This window comes from Sphingomonas glacialis (assembly GCF_014653575.1).
Lineage (GTDB): Bacteria > Pseudomonadota > Alphaproteobacteria > Sphingomonadales > Sphingomonadaceae > Sphingomonas > Sphingomonas glacialis.
On record NZ_BNAQ01000002.1, the window covers coordinates 776,187 to 791,297 of the forward strand.

The following is a 15,111-nucleotide window of genomic DNA, read 5'->3' on the forward strand; positions in this document are numbered from 1 at the left end:
GCTTCACCGATCGCCGCTCATTCCGAACGCGGCATCGGCCCCGCAACCAGCAGCGGATCGATCTTCGCCTCGCGCCACTTCAGGCTCCAGTGCAGATGCGGCCCGGTCGCGCGCCCGGTCATCCCCGACAGCGCCACCGGCTGCCCGCGCCGGACGCGCTCGCCGACGCGCACGTCGATCCGCGCGAGGTGGAGGAACGCGGTGTTGAGGCCATTGCCGTGATCGATCATCAAGAGGTTGCCCTCGAGCGTGAAGGGGTGATCGGCGGCCAGAATGACCACGCCGTCGGCGGGCGCGAGGAGCACCGAGCCCTGCGGCTTGGCGACATCGAGGCCCGAATGGTACGACCCTGCCTCGCCATTCTGGTAGATCCGCTGTGAGCCGAACAGCGTCGAGATGCGGCCCGTCGTCGGCCACAGGAAGGTCTGCCGCCAGCCTTGCGAATCCGACTGGACGTGGCGTGCGGCATTGATCTGTGCAAGCTCGGCGGGGCGGAGCCGGTCGAATTCGGGTTGCGGCAGCGGGATCTTGGGGAGCGTCGACAGGCGCGAAATGTCCCAGCCGCGCGGCGCGATCGCCAGCGTGTCGCGCACGACGCGGCCGTCCTCGAGCGTCGCGACGAGGGTCGCGCTCGGGCCGGCATCGCGGTCGAAGCCGATCAGGAAGCGGCCATCGCTCGCCACCGGGATCGCCGCGCCGTTGAAGCTCAACAGGCTGGTGCCGGCGGGCGCGATGCCGATGACGATGCCGCCCTGGATCATCGATCCGGTGTAGCTAAAGTTGGCCGGACGGCGCACCGGCGGCGCGGTGACGCGCTGGGGCGCCGCTTGTTGGGGGGCCGAACGCTCGGCCGCCGCCGCGCAACTGCCGAGCACGACCATTGCGGCGAAACCGGTGGTCCAGTTGGCGATGATCGAAATGCCCCCCCGGGCCTTCATGCGGGCGTCATCGCTTCGGTCGCGAGCGCCGCGCTGGCATAGGCTTCCTGCTTGGCGACGCTCCAATAGCGCAGATCGTCGAGCGCGATGCGCGTGCCGCTGACCGCGCAGACGACGTGATCGCCGGGCGCCAGCACGCGAAACCCGTTCGCCATGAAGTGGAGCCGCGCGGGGCGATCGGTATTGGACATCAACATGGCGCGGCTCTTTTAGAGGAGGGTGGGCTGTTCGGGTGACGTGCCATCATATGCCTTGGCGCCGCTGCGCTCAACCTTGGCGTCGACCTCGCCGTCGCGGAAGTGGAGCGTGACGGTGCCGGCGCTGCGTGCGGCGCTGGCCGAGCCGACCACCGCGCCCGAGGGCCTGGCCGAGACGAAGGCATAGCCGCGGTCGAGGATCGCATTGGGCCCGAGCGATTCGACCAGCCGCCACGTCGCGCTCAGCCGGTCGCGCCCGCGTTCGAGCTGGCGGTCGAGCGTCGCGAGCCGCAAGGCGCCTGCCGAGCGATCGAGCTGCCCGCGCGCGACGACGACGCGGCGCTCGAGCCCCCGATCGAGCCGCGCGCCGAGATCGTCGGCCTTCTGCCGCTGCGGCCCCAGGAGCGCGTCGCGGCGCGGCAGCACGCGGACCAGCGCGTCGAGCCGCTCGCGGCCGCGCTCGGCATAGCGCCGCGCGCATTTCTCGGTGCGGTTGCCATAGCCCGCCAGCGTCAGGCGCAAATCGGCGAGCACCGGCACCGCCATTTCGGCCGCCGCCGTGGGGGTCGGCGCGCGCAGGTCGGCGGCGAAATCGGCGAGCGTGGTGTCGGTCTCGTGGCCGACCGCCGAGATCAAAGGGATGCTGCAGGCCGCAATCGCACGGACGACGACTTCCTCGTTGAACGCCCACAGATCCTCGATCGACCCACCACCGCGCGCGACGATGACGAGGTCGGGCCGGTCCCCGAGCGGCATCGCGTCGAACCCGGCGATCGCGCGTGCGACCTCCTCGGCGGCGCCCGCACCCTGCACCTTGACCGGCCAGACGAGCACGTGCGTCGGGCAGCGATCCTCGAGCCGGTGGAGGATATCGCGGATCACCGCGCCCGTCGGCGAGGTGACGACGCCGATCCGGCGCGGCAGGAACGGCAGCGGCTTCTTGGCGGAAGGTGCGAACAGCCCCTCCCCCGCAAGCTTCGCCTTGAGCTTTTCGAGCAGCGCCATCAGCGCGCCCTCGCCCGCCAGCTCCATCCGATCGATGATAATCTGATATTTGGAGCGACCCGGATAGGTGGTGATCTTGCCCGTCGCGATCACCTCCGCGCCGTCCTGCGGGGTGAAGCCCAGTTGCGCGACATTGCCCTTCCAGATGACGCCGTCGATCACCGCGCTGTCGTCCTTGAGGCTGAGATAGGCGTGGCCAGACGACACGCGCTTGTAGCCCGAGATCTCGCCGCGCAGCCGGACGAAGCCGAATTCGGTCTCGACGACGCGCTTGAGCTTTCCAGCGAGTTCCCCGACACTCATCGGCGCGGCGTTGTCGCCGGGAGCGGGCTCGGCTACGAGGCCGCCCAATCCGGCGCCCATCCCCTCGCGCCGCGCAATCTCTAGAAAAGGGTCCGCCATTGAATGTCCTGTTGATCGGCTCGGGGGGTCGCGAACATGCGCTGAGCTGGAAGCTCGCGCAATCGCCGCGCCTGCGTACACTGTTCGCCGCACCCGGCAATCCGGGCATTGCAGCGCATGCGCAGATCGTATCGCTCGAGTTGACCGATCACGCCGCGGTGGTGGCCTTTTGCGCCGAGCAGTCGGTCGAACTGGTCGTGATCGGCCCCGAAGCCCCCTTGGTCGACGGGCTCGGCGATAGTCTCCGCGCGGCTGGTGTCGCGGTATTCGGCCCGGACAAGGCGGCGGCGCAGCTCGAAGGCTCGAAGGCGTTCACCAAGGCGCTGTGCGACCGCGCGGGCATCCCGACCGCGGGCTATGTCCACGCGACCAGCCGCGCCGAAGCGCGTCACGCGCTCGATCGCTTCGGCGTGCCCGTCGTGGTCAAGGCCGATGGCCTCGCCGCGGGCAAGGGCGTGACGGTCGCGATGACGCGTGAGGAAGCGGAAGGCGCGCTTGCCGATCTGTTCGGCGCGCGCGGCGGGGAAGCTGTGATCGAGGAATTCCTCGAGGGCGAGGAAGCCAGCCTGTTCGTGCTGACCGACGGCAAGGACATCCTCAGCTTCGGCTCGGCGCAGGACCACAAGCGCGTCGGCGAAGGCGATACCGGCCCCAACACCGGCGGCATGGGCGCGTACAGCCCGGCGCGCGTGCTCACCCCCGAGCTCGAGGCCCGCGCGATCGCGGAGATCGTCAAGCCGACCGTCGCGGCGATGGCGGCGGCGGGAACGCCGTTTTCGGGCGTGCTCTATGCCGGGCTGATGCTGACCGCGGACGGCCCCAAGCTGATCGAATACAATGCGCGCTTCGGCGACCCCGAGTGCCAGGTGCTGATGGCGCGGCTCGACGAGGATCTGCTCGAGCTGCTGCTATCGGTGGCGACCGGCACGCTCGGCGAGCGTGAGCCCGCGAAGTGGGTCTCGCAGACCGCGCTGACCGTCGTGCTCGCCGCCAACGGCTATCCCGGCACACCGGCGAGCGGCGGGACGATCGACGACGTGGCAGAAGCCGAGGAGACCGGCGCGTTGGTCTTCCAGGCGGGAACGCGGCTCGACGGCGAGCAGCTCGTCGCATCGGGCGGGCGCGTGCTCGCGGTGACGGCGCTTGGCGATACCGTCGCCGCCGCGCAGCAAGCGGCGTATCACGCAGTCGACCAGATCGTCTTCCCGAGCGGTTTCTGCCGCCGCGACATCGGCTGGCGCGAGATTGCGCGCGACGCGGGCTGAGCTTGTGCGTTAGCCTTTGTAAACATCAGGAGTAGCGTCATGTCTTCCGGCCCCCAGAACCCCAATCAGGCAATCGACGTGATGGTGCCGATCACCATCTCGCACGTCATCCTGATGGTCGCGCTCGCCGCCGCCGCGATCGCGATCCTGATCTACGGCACGATCATCGCCCGCCGCCGCCGCAATGCCGCAAAGCAGGTCGAGGAGAATTTCGCGATCGCCGAGGAGCACGGCGCCACCGCCGAGCCGGGGACTGCGTCGATCGACGGGACGCCGGCGGTGTCGTCCGACGTGCCGAAGGCGGAGCGCGCGCCTGACGCTGCGGAGATGCCGCGTCCAGCGCCTGCGGCTGCACCAGTTTCTGCTCCGGCTCCGGCTCCGACTCCGGCTCCGATTGCCGCACCTGTCGCGGCTCCAGCGCCGGTTGCGACCCCAGCCCCAGTTGCAGCACCTGTCCCGGCCCCAGCGCCCGTCCCCACTCCAGCCCCGGCTGCAGCGCCCGCCGCGGCGACACCGATCGCGAGCGACCTTACGCAGATCAAGGGGCTCGGCCCCAAGCTGGCGGCAACGCTCGTCGACCTCGGCATCACTCGCGTCGAGCAGATCGCCGCACTGAGCCCCGACGCGGCCGCCGCGCTCGATGCGCAACTCGGCGTGTTCAAGGGCCGCATGACGCGCGACCGCTGGATCGAGCAGGCCACGCTGCTGAGCGCTGGCGACCGCGCGGGCTATGAGGCGGCGTTCGGGAAGCTAGGCGGGTAAGCACGGCAACGGTGGACGCAGGTCGGGGGGCTATTGCTTGACTCGATTGACCCCAAGACGCGACATCGTCAGCGGCGATCGTTTCCATTCCTTGCATAATGCAGGCGGGAGCGTTCGACGATTTCAAAAAGCCTGGAAGGCATACCACAATCCCGTGATGTAGGACAGCGCGGGGTCAGCGGACGCTCCATTGCAGACGCCCGATCCCGGGCATATCCTCGGCGGCGGGCTACTCGTCGTGGCGATCTGTCGGAGACCATCGATGCGCTATCTGGCACTTCTGTTCGCGCTCGTCGCCACTCCGGCACTTTCGGCAAGCACGCCGACCGATGGTGCCGCCGCCTTGCTGTTGCAGACCGCCGGTCGGTGGCAGGGGGAGCTCGCATATCGCGATTACCAGTCGAACAGCTGGCAGGCGCTGCCCGTGACCGTGACGATCGCCGCGCAGCCCGACCAGGTGACGACGATCCGCACCGCCCAATTCGACGACGGACCCAAGACGGGGATCGTGACGATCACCACGGTGACGATGGTCGATCCCGTCGCCGCGACGCTGGCCTACGCCAGCTTCCGCCGCAGCCGCGCGCCCGATTCGGGAAGCGCCAAGATCGTCTCGGTCGTGCCTGGGGTCGATGCGGTGCACTGGACGATGGTGACGACCGAGCGGCGCGGCGACGGGAACGACGTGGCGCAGGTGCGCGAAACGACCACGCGCGCGGGCGATACGATGACGACGCTGAAGGAGGTGAATCCCGATGGCGACACGCAGGACGTCTGGCTTCCGCGCAACCGGTCGGTGCTGCGCCGGATCGGATCCTGATCTCTCAACGGAGGTCTACCGCTCCGGTCGTGGCGGCGCCTCAGCCGCCGCGAAACCCGCCGAGTCAGCCCAGCCGGAACCCGGCCTCGCGCGCGCGGCTCACCAACAATTTGTCGATCCGGCGCCCATCGAGATCGACCACTTCGAACTTCCAGCCCTGTTCGACGAAGCTCTCGCCCTCGCCCGGCAAATGGCGGAACACCGCTAGCGCGAGCCCCGCGACGGTCGCATAATCGCGCCCCTCGGGCAGATCGATCCCCAGTCGCTCGGCGAGCGCGTCGACCGCCATCTGGCCCGCGACCAGCAGCGAACCGTCGTCGCGCGTCACCACCGAGGGCGCATCGTCGGGATCGGTGTCCGAGGCGAATTCGCCCGCGATCGCCGCGAGCAGATCGGCGGGCGTGACGATCCCTTCGAAATGGCCGTATTCGTCGTGGATCAGCGCCATCGGCACCTCGGCCTGGCGCAGCGCATCGAGCGCGTCCATCGCGTCGATCTGGTCGAGCACCACCGGCGCCTGGCGCATCAGCGCGCGCAGGTCGAATGCCCCGCCCTCCAGCAGGGCGACCGCGATGTCGCGCGCCTGCACCACGCCGATCACCGTGTCGACCGAGCCTTCGGTCACCGGCAACCGGCTGTGCGACGCCTGCATCAGCGCGGCGCGGATCCCGGCATCGTCCATCGTCGCGTCGATCCACTCGATGTCGGTGCGCGGTGTCATCACCTCGCGCACCGGACGATCGGCGAGGCGGACGACGCCCGAGATGATCGAGCGTTCATGCTCCTCGATGATCCCCGACTTGCTCGCCTCGGCGACGATCAGATGGAGTTCCTCGGCGGTGACATGCTCCTCGCTCTCGCGCTTCAGGCCCATCAGCCGGAACAGCAGCCCCGACGACGAATCGAGCAGCCACACCAACGGCGCGGTGATCCGCGCGAGCAGCAACACCGGCCCCGCCATGATCGCGGCGAGCGGCTCGGGCGCGCGCAGCGCGATCTGCTTGGGGACGAGCTCGCCGATCACCAGCGAGGCGTACGTCGTGATGCCGATCACGATCGCGAAGCCGAGCGACTGCGTCGTCTCGGCGCCGAATCCGAGGAATGCCAGCCGCGCCGCGACCGGGCCGCCCAGACTCGCGCCCGAATAGGCGCCCGAGAGGATGCCGATCAGCGTGATGCCGATCTGCGTGGTCGAGAGGATCTTGCCCGGATCGGCGGCGAGCGCGAGCGCGGTGCGCGCGCCGCGCGCGCCGACGCGCGCCATCGCCTCGAGCCGCGCCTTGCGCGCAGAAACGATGGCGAGCTCCGACATCGCGAAGACGCCGTTGACGATGATCAACACGGCGATGATCGCAACGTCGATCCAGGGAAAGGGGGGAAGCGGGTGCATGGCGCCGCGCACCTTTCGCGCGAATCGGGTCATTGCACAACCGTTCTCGCACGCCGTCGTGCAGGCAGCGCTGCGTCAGGCCGGGGCTGGACATCGGTGCGCAAGCGGAACAACCGGCGCATCCGGCGGGTTTGATCAGCCGTAGCAGCGCGTACCGGCTGGAAAAGGGATAGCAGCATGACGACGACCTTCCGCACCTTGGCCACCACCGCCGCGCTCGGCGCGCTGCTCGCGACCGGCGCGTGCGCGACGCCGCAGGCGGCGCAGACGCCGCGCGTGGCGGACACCGCGGTCGGCGGGATCGGCGCGGCGCTCGGCGGCTATCTGCTCGACGACGTCATCGGCGGGCGGCGCGCCCGCACCGCGAGGATCAGCGCCGCCGGGATCGGCGGGATCGCGGGCGCCGGGATCGGCGCCTATATGGACCGACAGGAAGCCGAGCTGCGCGCGCGGATCACGGGGACCGACGTTCAAGTGACGCGGCGCGGCGACGATCTGATCCTGACGATTCCGTCGAGACTGAGCTTCGCCTATAAGGATGCGAGCGTCGCGCCGGGCTTCCAGCCGACGCTCGACCAGATCGCCAGCGTGCTCAAAGCGTACGATCACGCGCTCGTCGACGTCTATGGCCACACCGATTCGGTCGGGTCGGATTCGTACAATCAGCGGCTGTCCGAGCAGCGCGCGGCATCGGTCGCGGCGTATCTCGTCTCGCATGGGGTCAACGCGGCGCGGCTCGGCACCAAGGGGTTCGGCAAGGGTCAGCCGATCGCCTCGAACGAGACGCCCGACGGCCAGGCGACGAATCGGCGCGTCGAGATCAAGATCGTGCCGATCGCCGATACCGATCTGCGCTAAGACGCGGCAGCGCGCCCGTCACCCCAGCGAAGGCTGGGGTCTCGTGCTGCTCGCGCGGTGCCTCCAGGCCGGAGACCCCAGCTTTCGCTGGGGTGACGGATGGGGTGACGGTTCGCGGGTCTCAGCGCCGCGCGGCGAAGAAGCCTTTCAGCAACGCCGCAGCCTCGCCCTCGCCGATCCCGGGAAAGATCTCGGGCCGGTGATGCACCGTGCTTTGCGAGAACAGCCGCGGGCCGTGCTCGACCGCGCCGCCTTTCGAATCGCTCGCGCCGTAATAGAGCCGCGCGATTCGGGCGTGGGCGATCGCGCCGGCGCACATCGCGCAGGGTTCGAGCGTGACCCACAGATCACAGTTCTGCAGCCGATCGTCGCCGATCGCGGCGGCGGCGGCGCGAATCGCCAGCATCTCGGCGTGCGCGGTCGGATCGTGCAGCGCGCGCGGGGCGTTTGCCGCGGTCGCGATGATGCGGCCGTCGAGCACCACCACCGCGCCGACCGGCACTTCACCGGCGGCACCGGCGGCGGCGGCGGCATCGAGTGCGGCGCGCATGAAAAGGGGCATGGGGATCACGACCGTCCCCATGCCCCACTCAAGCGCGAATCGCTAATTACTGCGTGGTGACGCTGTTGCCGTCGGCGCCGGTCGGCTTGTTGACACGCAGCGTCGGGACCGAGATCGTCTTGGTCGTGGTGGTCACGGTCGGGACTTCGATCTCTTTGGTCTTGCTGCCGAATTCCACGGTCGCCATGTTGGCGGTGACCTCGGGCGCCTTGCCGCCGTTGACGCTGAGCGACGGCAACGAGCCCGCCCTGGTGTCGATCTTGAGCATACCCAGCGATACGAGCGCGACCACGACAAGCGCGGCAAGGCCGACCAGAGCTAACAGAAACCGCATGATCTTCTCCAACAGGACACTCGAACACTGCGCATTCGAATCGTTACCGTAACCAACGCCGCGTCTTCCTGAAGGTTGCAAGCGGTTCCGAACACGCAGCCGAATCGCCACGCGCGGTTGACCGACTGGCTCGCGTTCGGTATGCGCCCCGCCTTCACGAGCTGCTTCACGGCTCAATCTGGTATTCAGGAATTCAAGATGTCGCGCATCTGCGAACTGACCGGCAAGGGCCGGATGGTGGGTAACAACGTTTCCCACGCGAACAACAAGACCAAGCGTACGTTCCTGCCGAACCTGCAGAACGTCACGCTGATCTCCGACGCGCTCGGCACCAGCGTCAAGCTGCGCGTCTCGGCGCACGGCCTGCGCTCGGTCGAGCATGTCGGCGGGCTCGACAACTGGCTGGTCAAGACGACCAACGACAAGCTCTCGCTGCGTGCGCGTCGCCTCAAGCGCGACGTGTCGAAGAAGCTGACGGCCGCTGCGCCGCAGGCCGCAGCCTAACCTACCCTTTGCTCCGGTCGGGCTTATGCCCGACCGGATCGAGCCTGAACTTGAACAGCAGGCTGCGCTCTAGCGCGAACTGGTTATCGTCCGAGACGAGCCAGATGATTGTCGTGCCCGCTTCGCGCGTGGCGGCGACCCCCTCGAAATTGTCGTGCAGCAGCGGTGCCGCGATCGTCGCGACGTCGCGTCCGCGCACGCTCGCGCCCGGCTTGACCTGCTGTGCGTCGACGATCGTCAGCGTGCTCGAAAAGCGCAGCTGCGCGAAGCGACGGCTGAGGATCAGCCAGCGCCCGTCGGGCAGGACCGTCATGTCGGTCACGTCATACCCCTCGGGCGGAATGAAGTTGAAGCGGAAGCCGCCGCGCGGGTGCGCGACCGGATCGCCATAGAAGACGATCCCGCCCCGCCCGGGCTGATCGGGCCAGGGCGTCGTCTCGTTGATCGTCGCCATCCCGCCGCCCGGCAGCAGCGTCATCGCCTCGGGCCCCTCATTCTCAGGCCAGTTCTTCATCACCGGCGGCGCGACATGCGCCAGCGCGCGATGAAAGCCCGAATCGTAGCGCCAGAACTGGTTATAGCTTTCGAACCCGACCCAGACGTCGCCGGTCTTCGGGTCGACGCTCATCGATTCGCTGTCGCGGTCGCGCTTGCTCCAGCCCTGCCCCGGTCCGTCGGGAAGCGTGGTGATGCTGCGCCGATGGACACGAAAATCTCGCCCCATCGTGAAGCGCAGCACATCGCCGCCGTCGCTCAGCAGCGTGAAGCGGTCACCCGCGACGTGGAGCGACGAAAAGCCGCCAAAGGCGGGGTCGCCGCTCGACAGCTCGATCCCGCCGAGCCACGCCAGATCGCCCACGCGCGTGCGGTGCGGATCGGCGAAGTCGAGCTCGACCGGCTCGACCTGAAAGGGATAGGCTGGGTCGAACACATCGCGCCGCTGCGCTCCCATCCAGTCGGGAACGAGAACGACGCACAGCAGGACCGACCACAGAATTCGCATTCCCCGCCCCTGCGGGAGGCATGAAGCGCGCGCAACCGGGTTTCGCCCCAGTGCTGCGATGAACGGTGGGTAACAAGCGCATTCAGGCTTACCTCAGCAGCGAGTCGCCATACCGTCAGCATTGGACCACCGCTTATCAGGAGACGCATCATGATGAAGACGCTCACGCTCGCCGCTACCGCGATTGCCATGACCGCCTCGGGCCTGGCCGCAACGCCCGCTGCCGCGCAGCGCTATGACGATCAGAGCTATGCCTACGCCCAGGCCTATCGCGACGGCTACAATCGTGACGATGGCTATCAGGACCGCCGCGCATACCGCGATGACCGCCGGTATGACGATGGGCGGCGCTATGACGACCGCCGCTATTACAACCGTTCGCGCTGCAATTCGGGCAATACGGGAACGATCCTCGGCGCGATCGCGGGCGGTCTGCTCGGCAACACCATCGCAGGGCGCGGCGACCGGACGCTCGGCACCGTGCTCGGCGCAGGCGGTGGTGCGCTGGCCGGGCGCGCGATCGAGAAGGACGGACAGCGCTGCCGATGACGAGTGCAGGCGCGGCCACGACCGCGCCGGTGCGGGCATAGCCCGCAGCACTCGGCACGGCCGGCGGGTCGCCCCCGGGGCGAACCCGACCGACGGCGGCTTTGCCGCCGACGCCGCGCGTTTACAGAGTTACCCTCGGCGCACGCAAAGCGAGGGTGTGAGGCCGGCTTCTCCTCGAGGAGGCCGGCCTCTTCTTTAGCTATCCGTCTGGCTGGGATCGCCGCCGGCAAAGCCGTCGGCCGGATCGGGGTGAACCCCGTCCGCCGGCCGTGCCGGGCGCTGCGCCGCAGGCGCATCGGCGCGGGCGGGGCCGCGCCTGCGCCCGTCAGTACATATGCTGCCCGCCATTGATGCTGAGCGTCGACCCAGTCACGAACCCACCCTCGTCCGAGCACAGGAACGCAACGCCGCGCGCGATCTCGCTCGCCTGGCCCAACCGGCCGACGGGGATCTTCGCGACGATCTTCTCCAGCACATCGGCCGGCACCGCCGCCACCATGTCGGTGTCGATATACCCCGGCGCGATCGCATTGACCGTCACGCCAGCGCGCGCGCCCTCCTGCGCCAAAGCCTTGGTGAACCCGTGGATCCCCGATTTCGCCGCAGCGTAATTGACCTGGCCGTACTGCCCGGCTTGCCCGTTGATCGACCCGATATTGACGATCCGCCCCCATTTGCGGTCGCGCATGCCCGGGAACACGCCCTTGGCCATGTTGAAGCAGCCGCCGAGATTGGTGTCGATCACCTCTTTCCACGCCTGGTAGCTCAATTTCATGATCGTGCCGTCGCGCGTGATGCCGGCATTGTTGACGAGCACGTCGACCGGCCCGAGATCGGCCACGACACGTGCGCACCCGTCCTGGCAGGCGTCATAATCGGCGACGTCCCATTTGTACGCGGCGATTCCGGTGCGCTCGGTGAAGTCGCGCGCGCGGTCGTCATTGCCGGCATAGGTCGCTGCGACGGTCATCCCGTGATCCTGGAGCGCAAGGCTGATCGCCTCGCCGATCCCGCGGGTTCCGCCGGTTACGATCGCGACGCGTGCCATTCTACTCTCCTCAAAGGATCTTGTTTCCGAGCCCACGCTAAGCGGCGGTCACCCAGCCTTCAAGTTCACGCGCGAGTAAAGTGCGCAACATTTCGACACCAGTGTCGCTGGCATTAAGGCACGGGATATAGGCGAAATGCGTGCCGCCCTTCTCCTCGAAACTCTCGCGCCCGCGGATCGCGAGTTCCTCGAGCGTCTCAAGACAATCGGCCGAGAAACCGGGTGCGACGATCGCGATCTTGGTGATTCCCTTGGCCGGCAATTCCTCGAGCGTGATGTCGGTCGCCGGCTCGAGCCATTTCGCGCGCCCGAAACGCGACTGGAACGACACGACCAAGGGCTTCCCCAACCGCTCGCCAAGCAAGCGCCCGGTCTTCTGGCAATGGCAGTGATACGGATCGCCGAGTTCGAGCGTGCGCTGCGGCATGCCGTGGAAGCTCGCCACGATCGCCTGCGGCTCGAAATCGAGCGCCGCCACACCCGCTTCGATCGAGGTCGCGAGCGCGTCGATATAGACGGCATCGTCATGATAGGGGGGGAGCGTGCGCAACGCGGGCTGCCAGCGCATCTTCGCCAATGCCTCGAACGCCTTGTCGTTGGCGGTCGCGGTCGTCGCCCCGCAATATTGCGGGTAGAGCGGCGCGACGAGGATGCGCTCGCAGCCGGCATCCTTCATCGCCTGCAACCGCTCGGGAATCGACGGCTTGCCATAGCGCATCGCCCAATCGACCATCACGCCCGGCCCGAACGCGCCTTGCAGCGCCTTGTTCTGCGCCTTGGTGATCGCGGCGAGCGGCGAGCCGTCCTCGCTCCATACCTGCGCATAGGCTTCGGCCGATTTCTGCGGGCGCGTGTTGAGGATGATGCCGCGCAGGATCGGCTGCCAGATCAGCGGCGGAATCTCGACCACGCGCCGGTCCGACAGGAATTCCGCCAGATAGCGTTTGACCGACTTGGTATCGGCGCCGTCGGGCGTGCCGAGATTGGTCAGCAAGACGCCGACTTTCCGCTTGGGGATGGGGGGATGATCGGCAGGCAGCATCACAGGGTTCCGGGCATTAGCGGCAAGCTCCGCAGGCGATAGCCCGTAGCGGCTTGCAGCGCATTGGCAATCGCTGGCGCGACCGGCGGCACGGCAAGTTCGCTCACCCCGCCCGGATCGGCCTCGCTCGGCACGAGCTCGACGGTGATGTCGGGCGTGTCGGCGAGCCGTGGCAGCCCGAGCCCGCCAAGCCCGCGAACGGTCGCAAGACTGTCCTTGAAGCCCGTCGTGCAGCCCGTCGCCGCCGCCATGCCGAACAACAGCCCACCCTCGATCTGCTGGCGGACGAGGTCGGGGTTGATCTGCCGCCCGCAATCGACCGCGGCGACGATCCGGTCGACGCTCACCGCCTGCCCCTCGCCGACATGCGCCTCGACCAGCACCGCGATGTGGCTGCCGCGGAAGCTGTGGCAGGCGATCCCCTGCCCGCTTCCCGCGACGCCGCCTTCCCAGCCGCCGAGCGACGCGGCGGTCGAGAGACACCGCGCGAGCCGCGCGTCGCCGCCGAGCATGGCGATGCGGAACGACAAGGCCTCGGTTCCGGCGACATGCGCGAGCTCGTCGAGGAAGCATTCGGTGAAGAAACTGGTGTAGCTGTGCGCGCCCGAGCGCCAATGCCCGGTCGGCACGCCGATCTCGGCGGGATGGTGATCGATCGCGACGGCGGGGATGCGATACGCCGGCATCGCGCCCGCGACGGCATAGGGGTCGGCCGCCCCGGCGAGCGCGAGCGCGGCGCTCGTGCCCGCGTCGTGCGCGAACATCCGCCGCGCGAGGTCGTGCCCCGTCGCGGGTGCGGCGATCTTGGCGGAAAGCCCGAGGATCTGGCCGTTGGTGCCGAGCCGCGCGGTCATCCGCGCGTGCGCCGGCGGGCGATAGCGATCGTGCAGCAGATCCTCGATGCGGCTCCAGACGAGCTGGACCGGACGCTTGATCGCGTGCGCCAGCACCGCGGCCTGCGCCGCGCACTCGGTCTCGAGATTGGCGCCGAACGACCCGCCGATGAGCATCGGGTGGACGAGCACCGCATCCTCGGCAAGCCCGATCGCCGCCGCTGCTGCGGCGCGCGCCACGCCCGGGGCTTGCGTCGGCAGCCACAGTTCGAGCCGGCCATGGCTGAACTGCGCGCTCGCGGTCATCGTCTCGAGCGCGGCGTGCGGCGCGAGCCCGACCTGATACGCCGCGCTGACCAGGCGCGCGCCCTTGAACGCCGCCGCGACATCGCCTTGCGCGACCATCCGCGTTCCGGGCGCCGCCAGCGCGGCGGCGAGCGCAGCGGCGATGCTCGCGCTGCTCACGATCGGCCCCCTGGTCTCGAAGCGCGGCGCGAGCGCATCGAGCGCGCGGTTGGCCGACCACCAGGTATTCCCGATCGCCGCGACCCAGCGATCGTTGGTGACGACCTGCAGCACGCCATTGACGCGGTCGGCCGCTGCACGATCGACGCGCGCCAATCTGCTGTCGCCGACCGGACCCTGGCGGATGCTCGCATAGACCATGTCGGGGAGCCGGACGTCGCCGGCAAAGGTCGCCGAACCGTCGACCTTCGACGGCGCATCGAGCCGCGGCAGCGACTGTCCCGACAGCCGCCCGGCGGGATCGCTGCGCAGCGGAAGCGGATCGGGCAGCGCCGCCCCCCCGAAATCGCGCACCGCTTCGACCGCGAGCTCGCCGAAGCGCAGCCGGTCCTTGCCATGCACGACGAAGCCCTCGCCAGTGGTGCAGGCCTGCCAATCGATCTTCCACCGCGCGGCCGCTGCCTTGCACAGCAGGACACGCGCCGCTGCCCCCGCCGCGCGCAGCGGATCCTCGAAACTGCGCACCGAGCTCGACCCTGCGGTCAGCGTCAGCCCGATCCGCACCGCATGGCCATCGCGCCAATGCTTGAGCAGGCCGTTATCGGGCTGTTCGAACAATTGCTCGGCGCCGAACGGGTTGGCGTAGAGCGGATTGCTCGGCGCGGCCTCGACCCCGACGGTGCGCCAGTCGGCACCGAGCTCGTCGGCGACGATCTGCGGCAGCGCAGTGTAGACGCCCTGGCCATGTTCGGCCTGCGGCACCGCGACGATGACGCGTCCGTCGTCGCCGATCTTGAGCCACGCGCCGAAGATCGTCTCGCCGGGGTCGGCGGTGAGATTGCCGACATAGCTACGCGGCCACAGCTGCCACGCGACCACCAGACCGATCCCCGCGCCGCCCGCGATCAGCAGCGTGCGACGGTTGACCGTGGGGAGCGTAAGGGATGCCATCGCCAAGCTCTATCGCGCCGCGCGGTGCGCCGCCAGTTCGCTGTGCACCGCGTGGCGACCGGACACCGACGGGCTGCAAAGCGGCATGGCGGCATCGAATCGCCGAAACTGCATGAGCGGTCCTGTGCTAAGGCTCGGGGTGATCGCCAGCGACGCGCTGGTCACCGGGCCGAGGCAGCGCCG

At 68.8% G+C, this 15,111-nt stretch carries 16 protein-coding genes; 6 read left to right on the forward strand and 10 right to left on the reverse strand.

All coding sequences use genetic code 11. The features are described from left to right. Nucleotides 1-17: 17 nt before the first annotated feature. From IE187_RS10295 to xseA, 3 genes are read right to left on the reverse strand one after another with little or no spacing between them, the layout of a single operon-like run. Nucleotides 18-938: a M23 family metallopeptidase gene (locus tag IE187_RS10295; RefSeq protein WP_189676147.1), complete on the reverse strand. Its 921-nt coding sequence runs from the start codon at nt 936-938 to the stop codon at nt 18-20. After that, on the reverse strand, nt 935-1,135 hold the full coding sequence (locus IE187_RS10300) for a DUF2093 domain-containing protein (RefSeq protein ID WP_189676148.1): 201 nt from the start codon (nt 1,133-1,135) through the stop codon (nt 935-937). The genes IE187_RS10295 and IE187_RS10300 overlap by 4 nt, the downstream gene beginning before the upstream one ends. Before the next feature lie 12 nt (nt 1,136-1,147). Beyond that, nucleotides 1,148-2,542, reverse strand: coding sequence for an exodeoxyribonuclease VII large subunit (xseA, locus tag IE187_RS10305; protein WP_368855595.1), 1,395 nt, complete (start codon nt 2,540-2,542; stop codon nt 1,148-1,150). Between xseA and purD the strand changes: the two genes are divergently transcribed. The 3 genes from purD (at nt 2,542) to IE187_RS10320 (ending at nt 5,389) form a co-directional block, all read left to right on the forward strand. After that, on the forward strand, nt 2,542-3,807 hold the full coding sequence (purD, locus tag IE187_RS10310; protein ID WP_189676149.1) for a phosphoribosylamine--glycine ligase: 1,266 nt from the start codon (nt 2,542-2,544) through the stop codon (nt 3,805-3,807). The genes xseA and purD overlap by 1 nt on opposite strands. A gap of 39 nt (nt 3,808-3,846) precedes the next feature. Continuing rightward, on the forward strand, nt 3,847-4,569 hold the full coding sequence (locus IE187_RS10315) for a helix-hairpin-helix domain-containing protein (RefSeq protein ID WP_189676150.1): 723 nt from the start codon (nt 3,847-3,849) through the stop codon (nt 4,567-4,569). Between the two features lie 190 nt (nt 4,570-4,759). Continuing rightward, nucleotides 4,760-5,389 (forward strand): hypothetical protein, encoded by a 630-nt coding sequence (locus IE187_RS10320; protein WP_189676151.1) that lies wholly within the window; start codon nt 4,760-4,762, stop codon nt 5,387-5,389. 64 nt (nt 5,390-5,453) lie between these two features. On the opposite strand, the gene IE187_RS10325 is transcribed toward IE187_RS10320, so the two are convergent. Next, nucleotides 5,454-6,779, reverse strand: coding sequence for a hemolysin family protein (locus IE187_RS10325; protein ID WP_133190839.1), 1,326 nt, complete (start codon nt 6,777-6,779; stop codon nt 5,454-5,456). Between the two features lie 177 nt (nt 6,780-6,956). Here IE187_RS10325 and IE187_RS10330 point away from each other — a divergent pair, with 177 nt between their 5' ends. Next, nucleotides 6,957-7,637 (forward strand): YiaD family glycine zipper/OmpA-like lipoprotein, encoded by a 681-nt coding sequence (locus IE187_RS10330; RefSeq protein ID WP_189676152.1) that lies wholly within the window; start codon nt 6,957-6,959, stop codon nt 7,635-7,637. A gap of 121 nt (nt 7,638-7,758) precedes the next feature. On the opposite strand, the gene IE187_RS10335 is transcribed toward IE187_RS10330, so the two are convergent. Together IE187_RS10335 and IE187_RS10340 are read right to left on the reverse strand one after the other, a co-directional pair. Continuing rightward, complete coding sequence (locus tag IE187_RS10335; RefSeq protein WP_189676260.1) at nt 7,759-8,187, reverse strand: nucleoside deaminase; 429 nt, start codon at nt 8,185-8,187, stop codon at nt 7,759-7,761. Nucleotides 8,188-8,245: 58 nt separating this feature from the next. Continuing rightward, on the reverse strand, nt 8,246-8,533 hold the full coding sequence (locus IE187_RS10340; protein ID WP_133190845.1) for a hypothetical protein: 288 nt from the start codon (nt 8,531-8,533) through the stop codon (nt 8,246-8,248). Between the two features lie 198 nt (nt 8,534-8,731). Between IE187_RS10340 and rpmB the strand changes: the two genes are divergently transcribed. After that, on the forward strand, nt 8,732-9,037 hold the full coding sequence (rpmB, locus tag IE187_RS10345; RefSeq protein WP_133192112.1) for a 50S ribosomal protein L28: 306 nt from the start codon (nt 8,732-8,734) through the stop codon (nt 9,035-9,037). 1 nt (nt 9,038) lies between these two features. On the opposite strand, the gene IE187_RS10350 is transcribed toward rpmB, so the two are convergent. Then, nucleotides 9,039-10,040, reverse strand: coding sequence for an esterase-like activity of phytase family protein (locus IE187_RS10350; RefSeq protein ID WP_189676153.1), 1,002 nt, complete (start codon nt 10,038-10,040; stop codon nt 9,039-9,041). 150 nt (nt 10,041-10,190) lie between these two features. Here IE187_RS10350 and IE187_RS10355 point away from each other — a divergent pair, with 150 nt between their 5' ends. Next, complete coding sequence (locus tag IE187_RS10355; RefSeq protein ID WP_189676154.1) at nt 10,191-10,589, forward strand: glycine zipper 2TM domain-containing protein; 399 nt, start codon at nt 10,191-10,193, stop codon at nt 10,587-10,589. A gap of 325 nt (nt 10,590-10,914) precedes the next feature. Here the strand turns inward: IE187_RS10355 and phbB are convergent, their stop codons facing one another. The 3 genes from phbB to IE187_RS10370 are packed head-to-tail and all read right to left on the reverse strand — an operon-like array spanning nt 10,915 to nt 14,928. Then, nucleotides 10,915-11,637, reverse strand: coding sequence for an acetoacetyl-CoA reductase (gene phbB, locus IE187_RS10360; RefSeq protein WP_189676155.1), 723 nt, complete (start codon nt 11,635-11,637; stop codon nt 10,915-10,917). 37 nt (nt 11,638-11,674) lie between these two features. Next, nucleotides 11,675-12,679, reverse strand: a complete 1,005-nt coding sequence (gene hemH / locus IE187_RS10365) for a ferrochelatase (protein ID WP_189676156.1) — start codon at nt 12,677-12,679, stop codon at nt 11,675-11,677. Beyond that, nucleotides 12,679-14,928: a xanthine dehydrogenase family protein molybdopterin-binding subunit gene (locus IE187_RS10370; protein WP_189676157.1), complete on the reverse strand. Its 2,250-nt coding sequence runs from the start codon at nt 14,926-14,928 to the stop codon at nt 12,679-12,681. Before IE187_RS10370 ends, hemH begins: the two co-directional genes overlap by 1 nt. Nucleotides 14,929-15,111 lie beyond the last annotated feature (183 nt).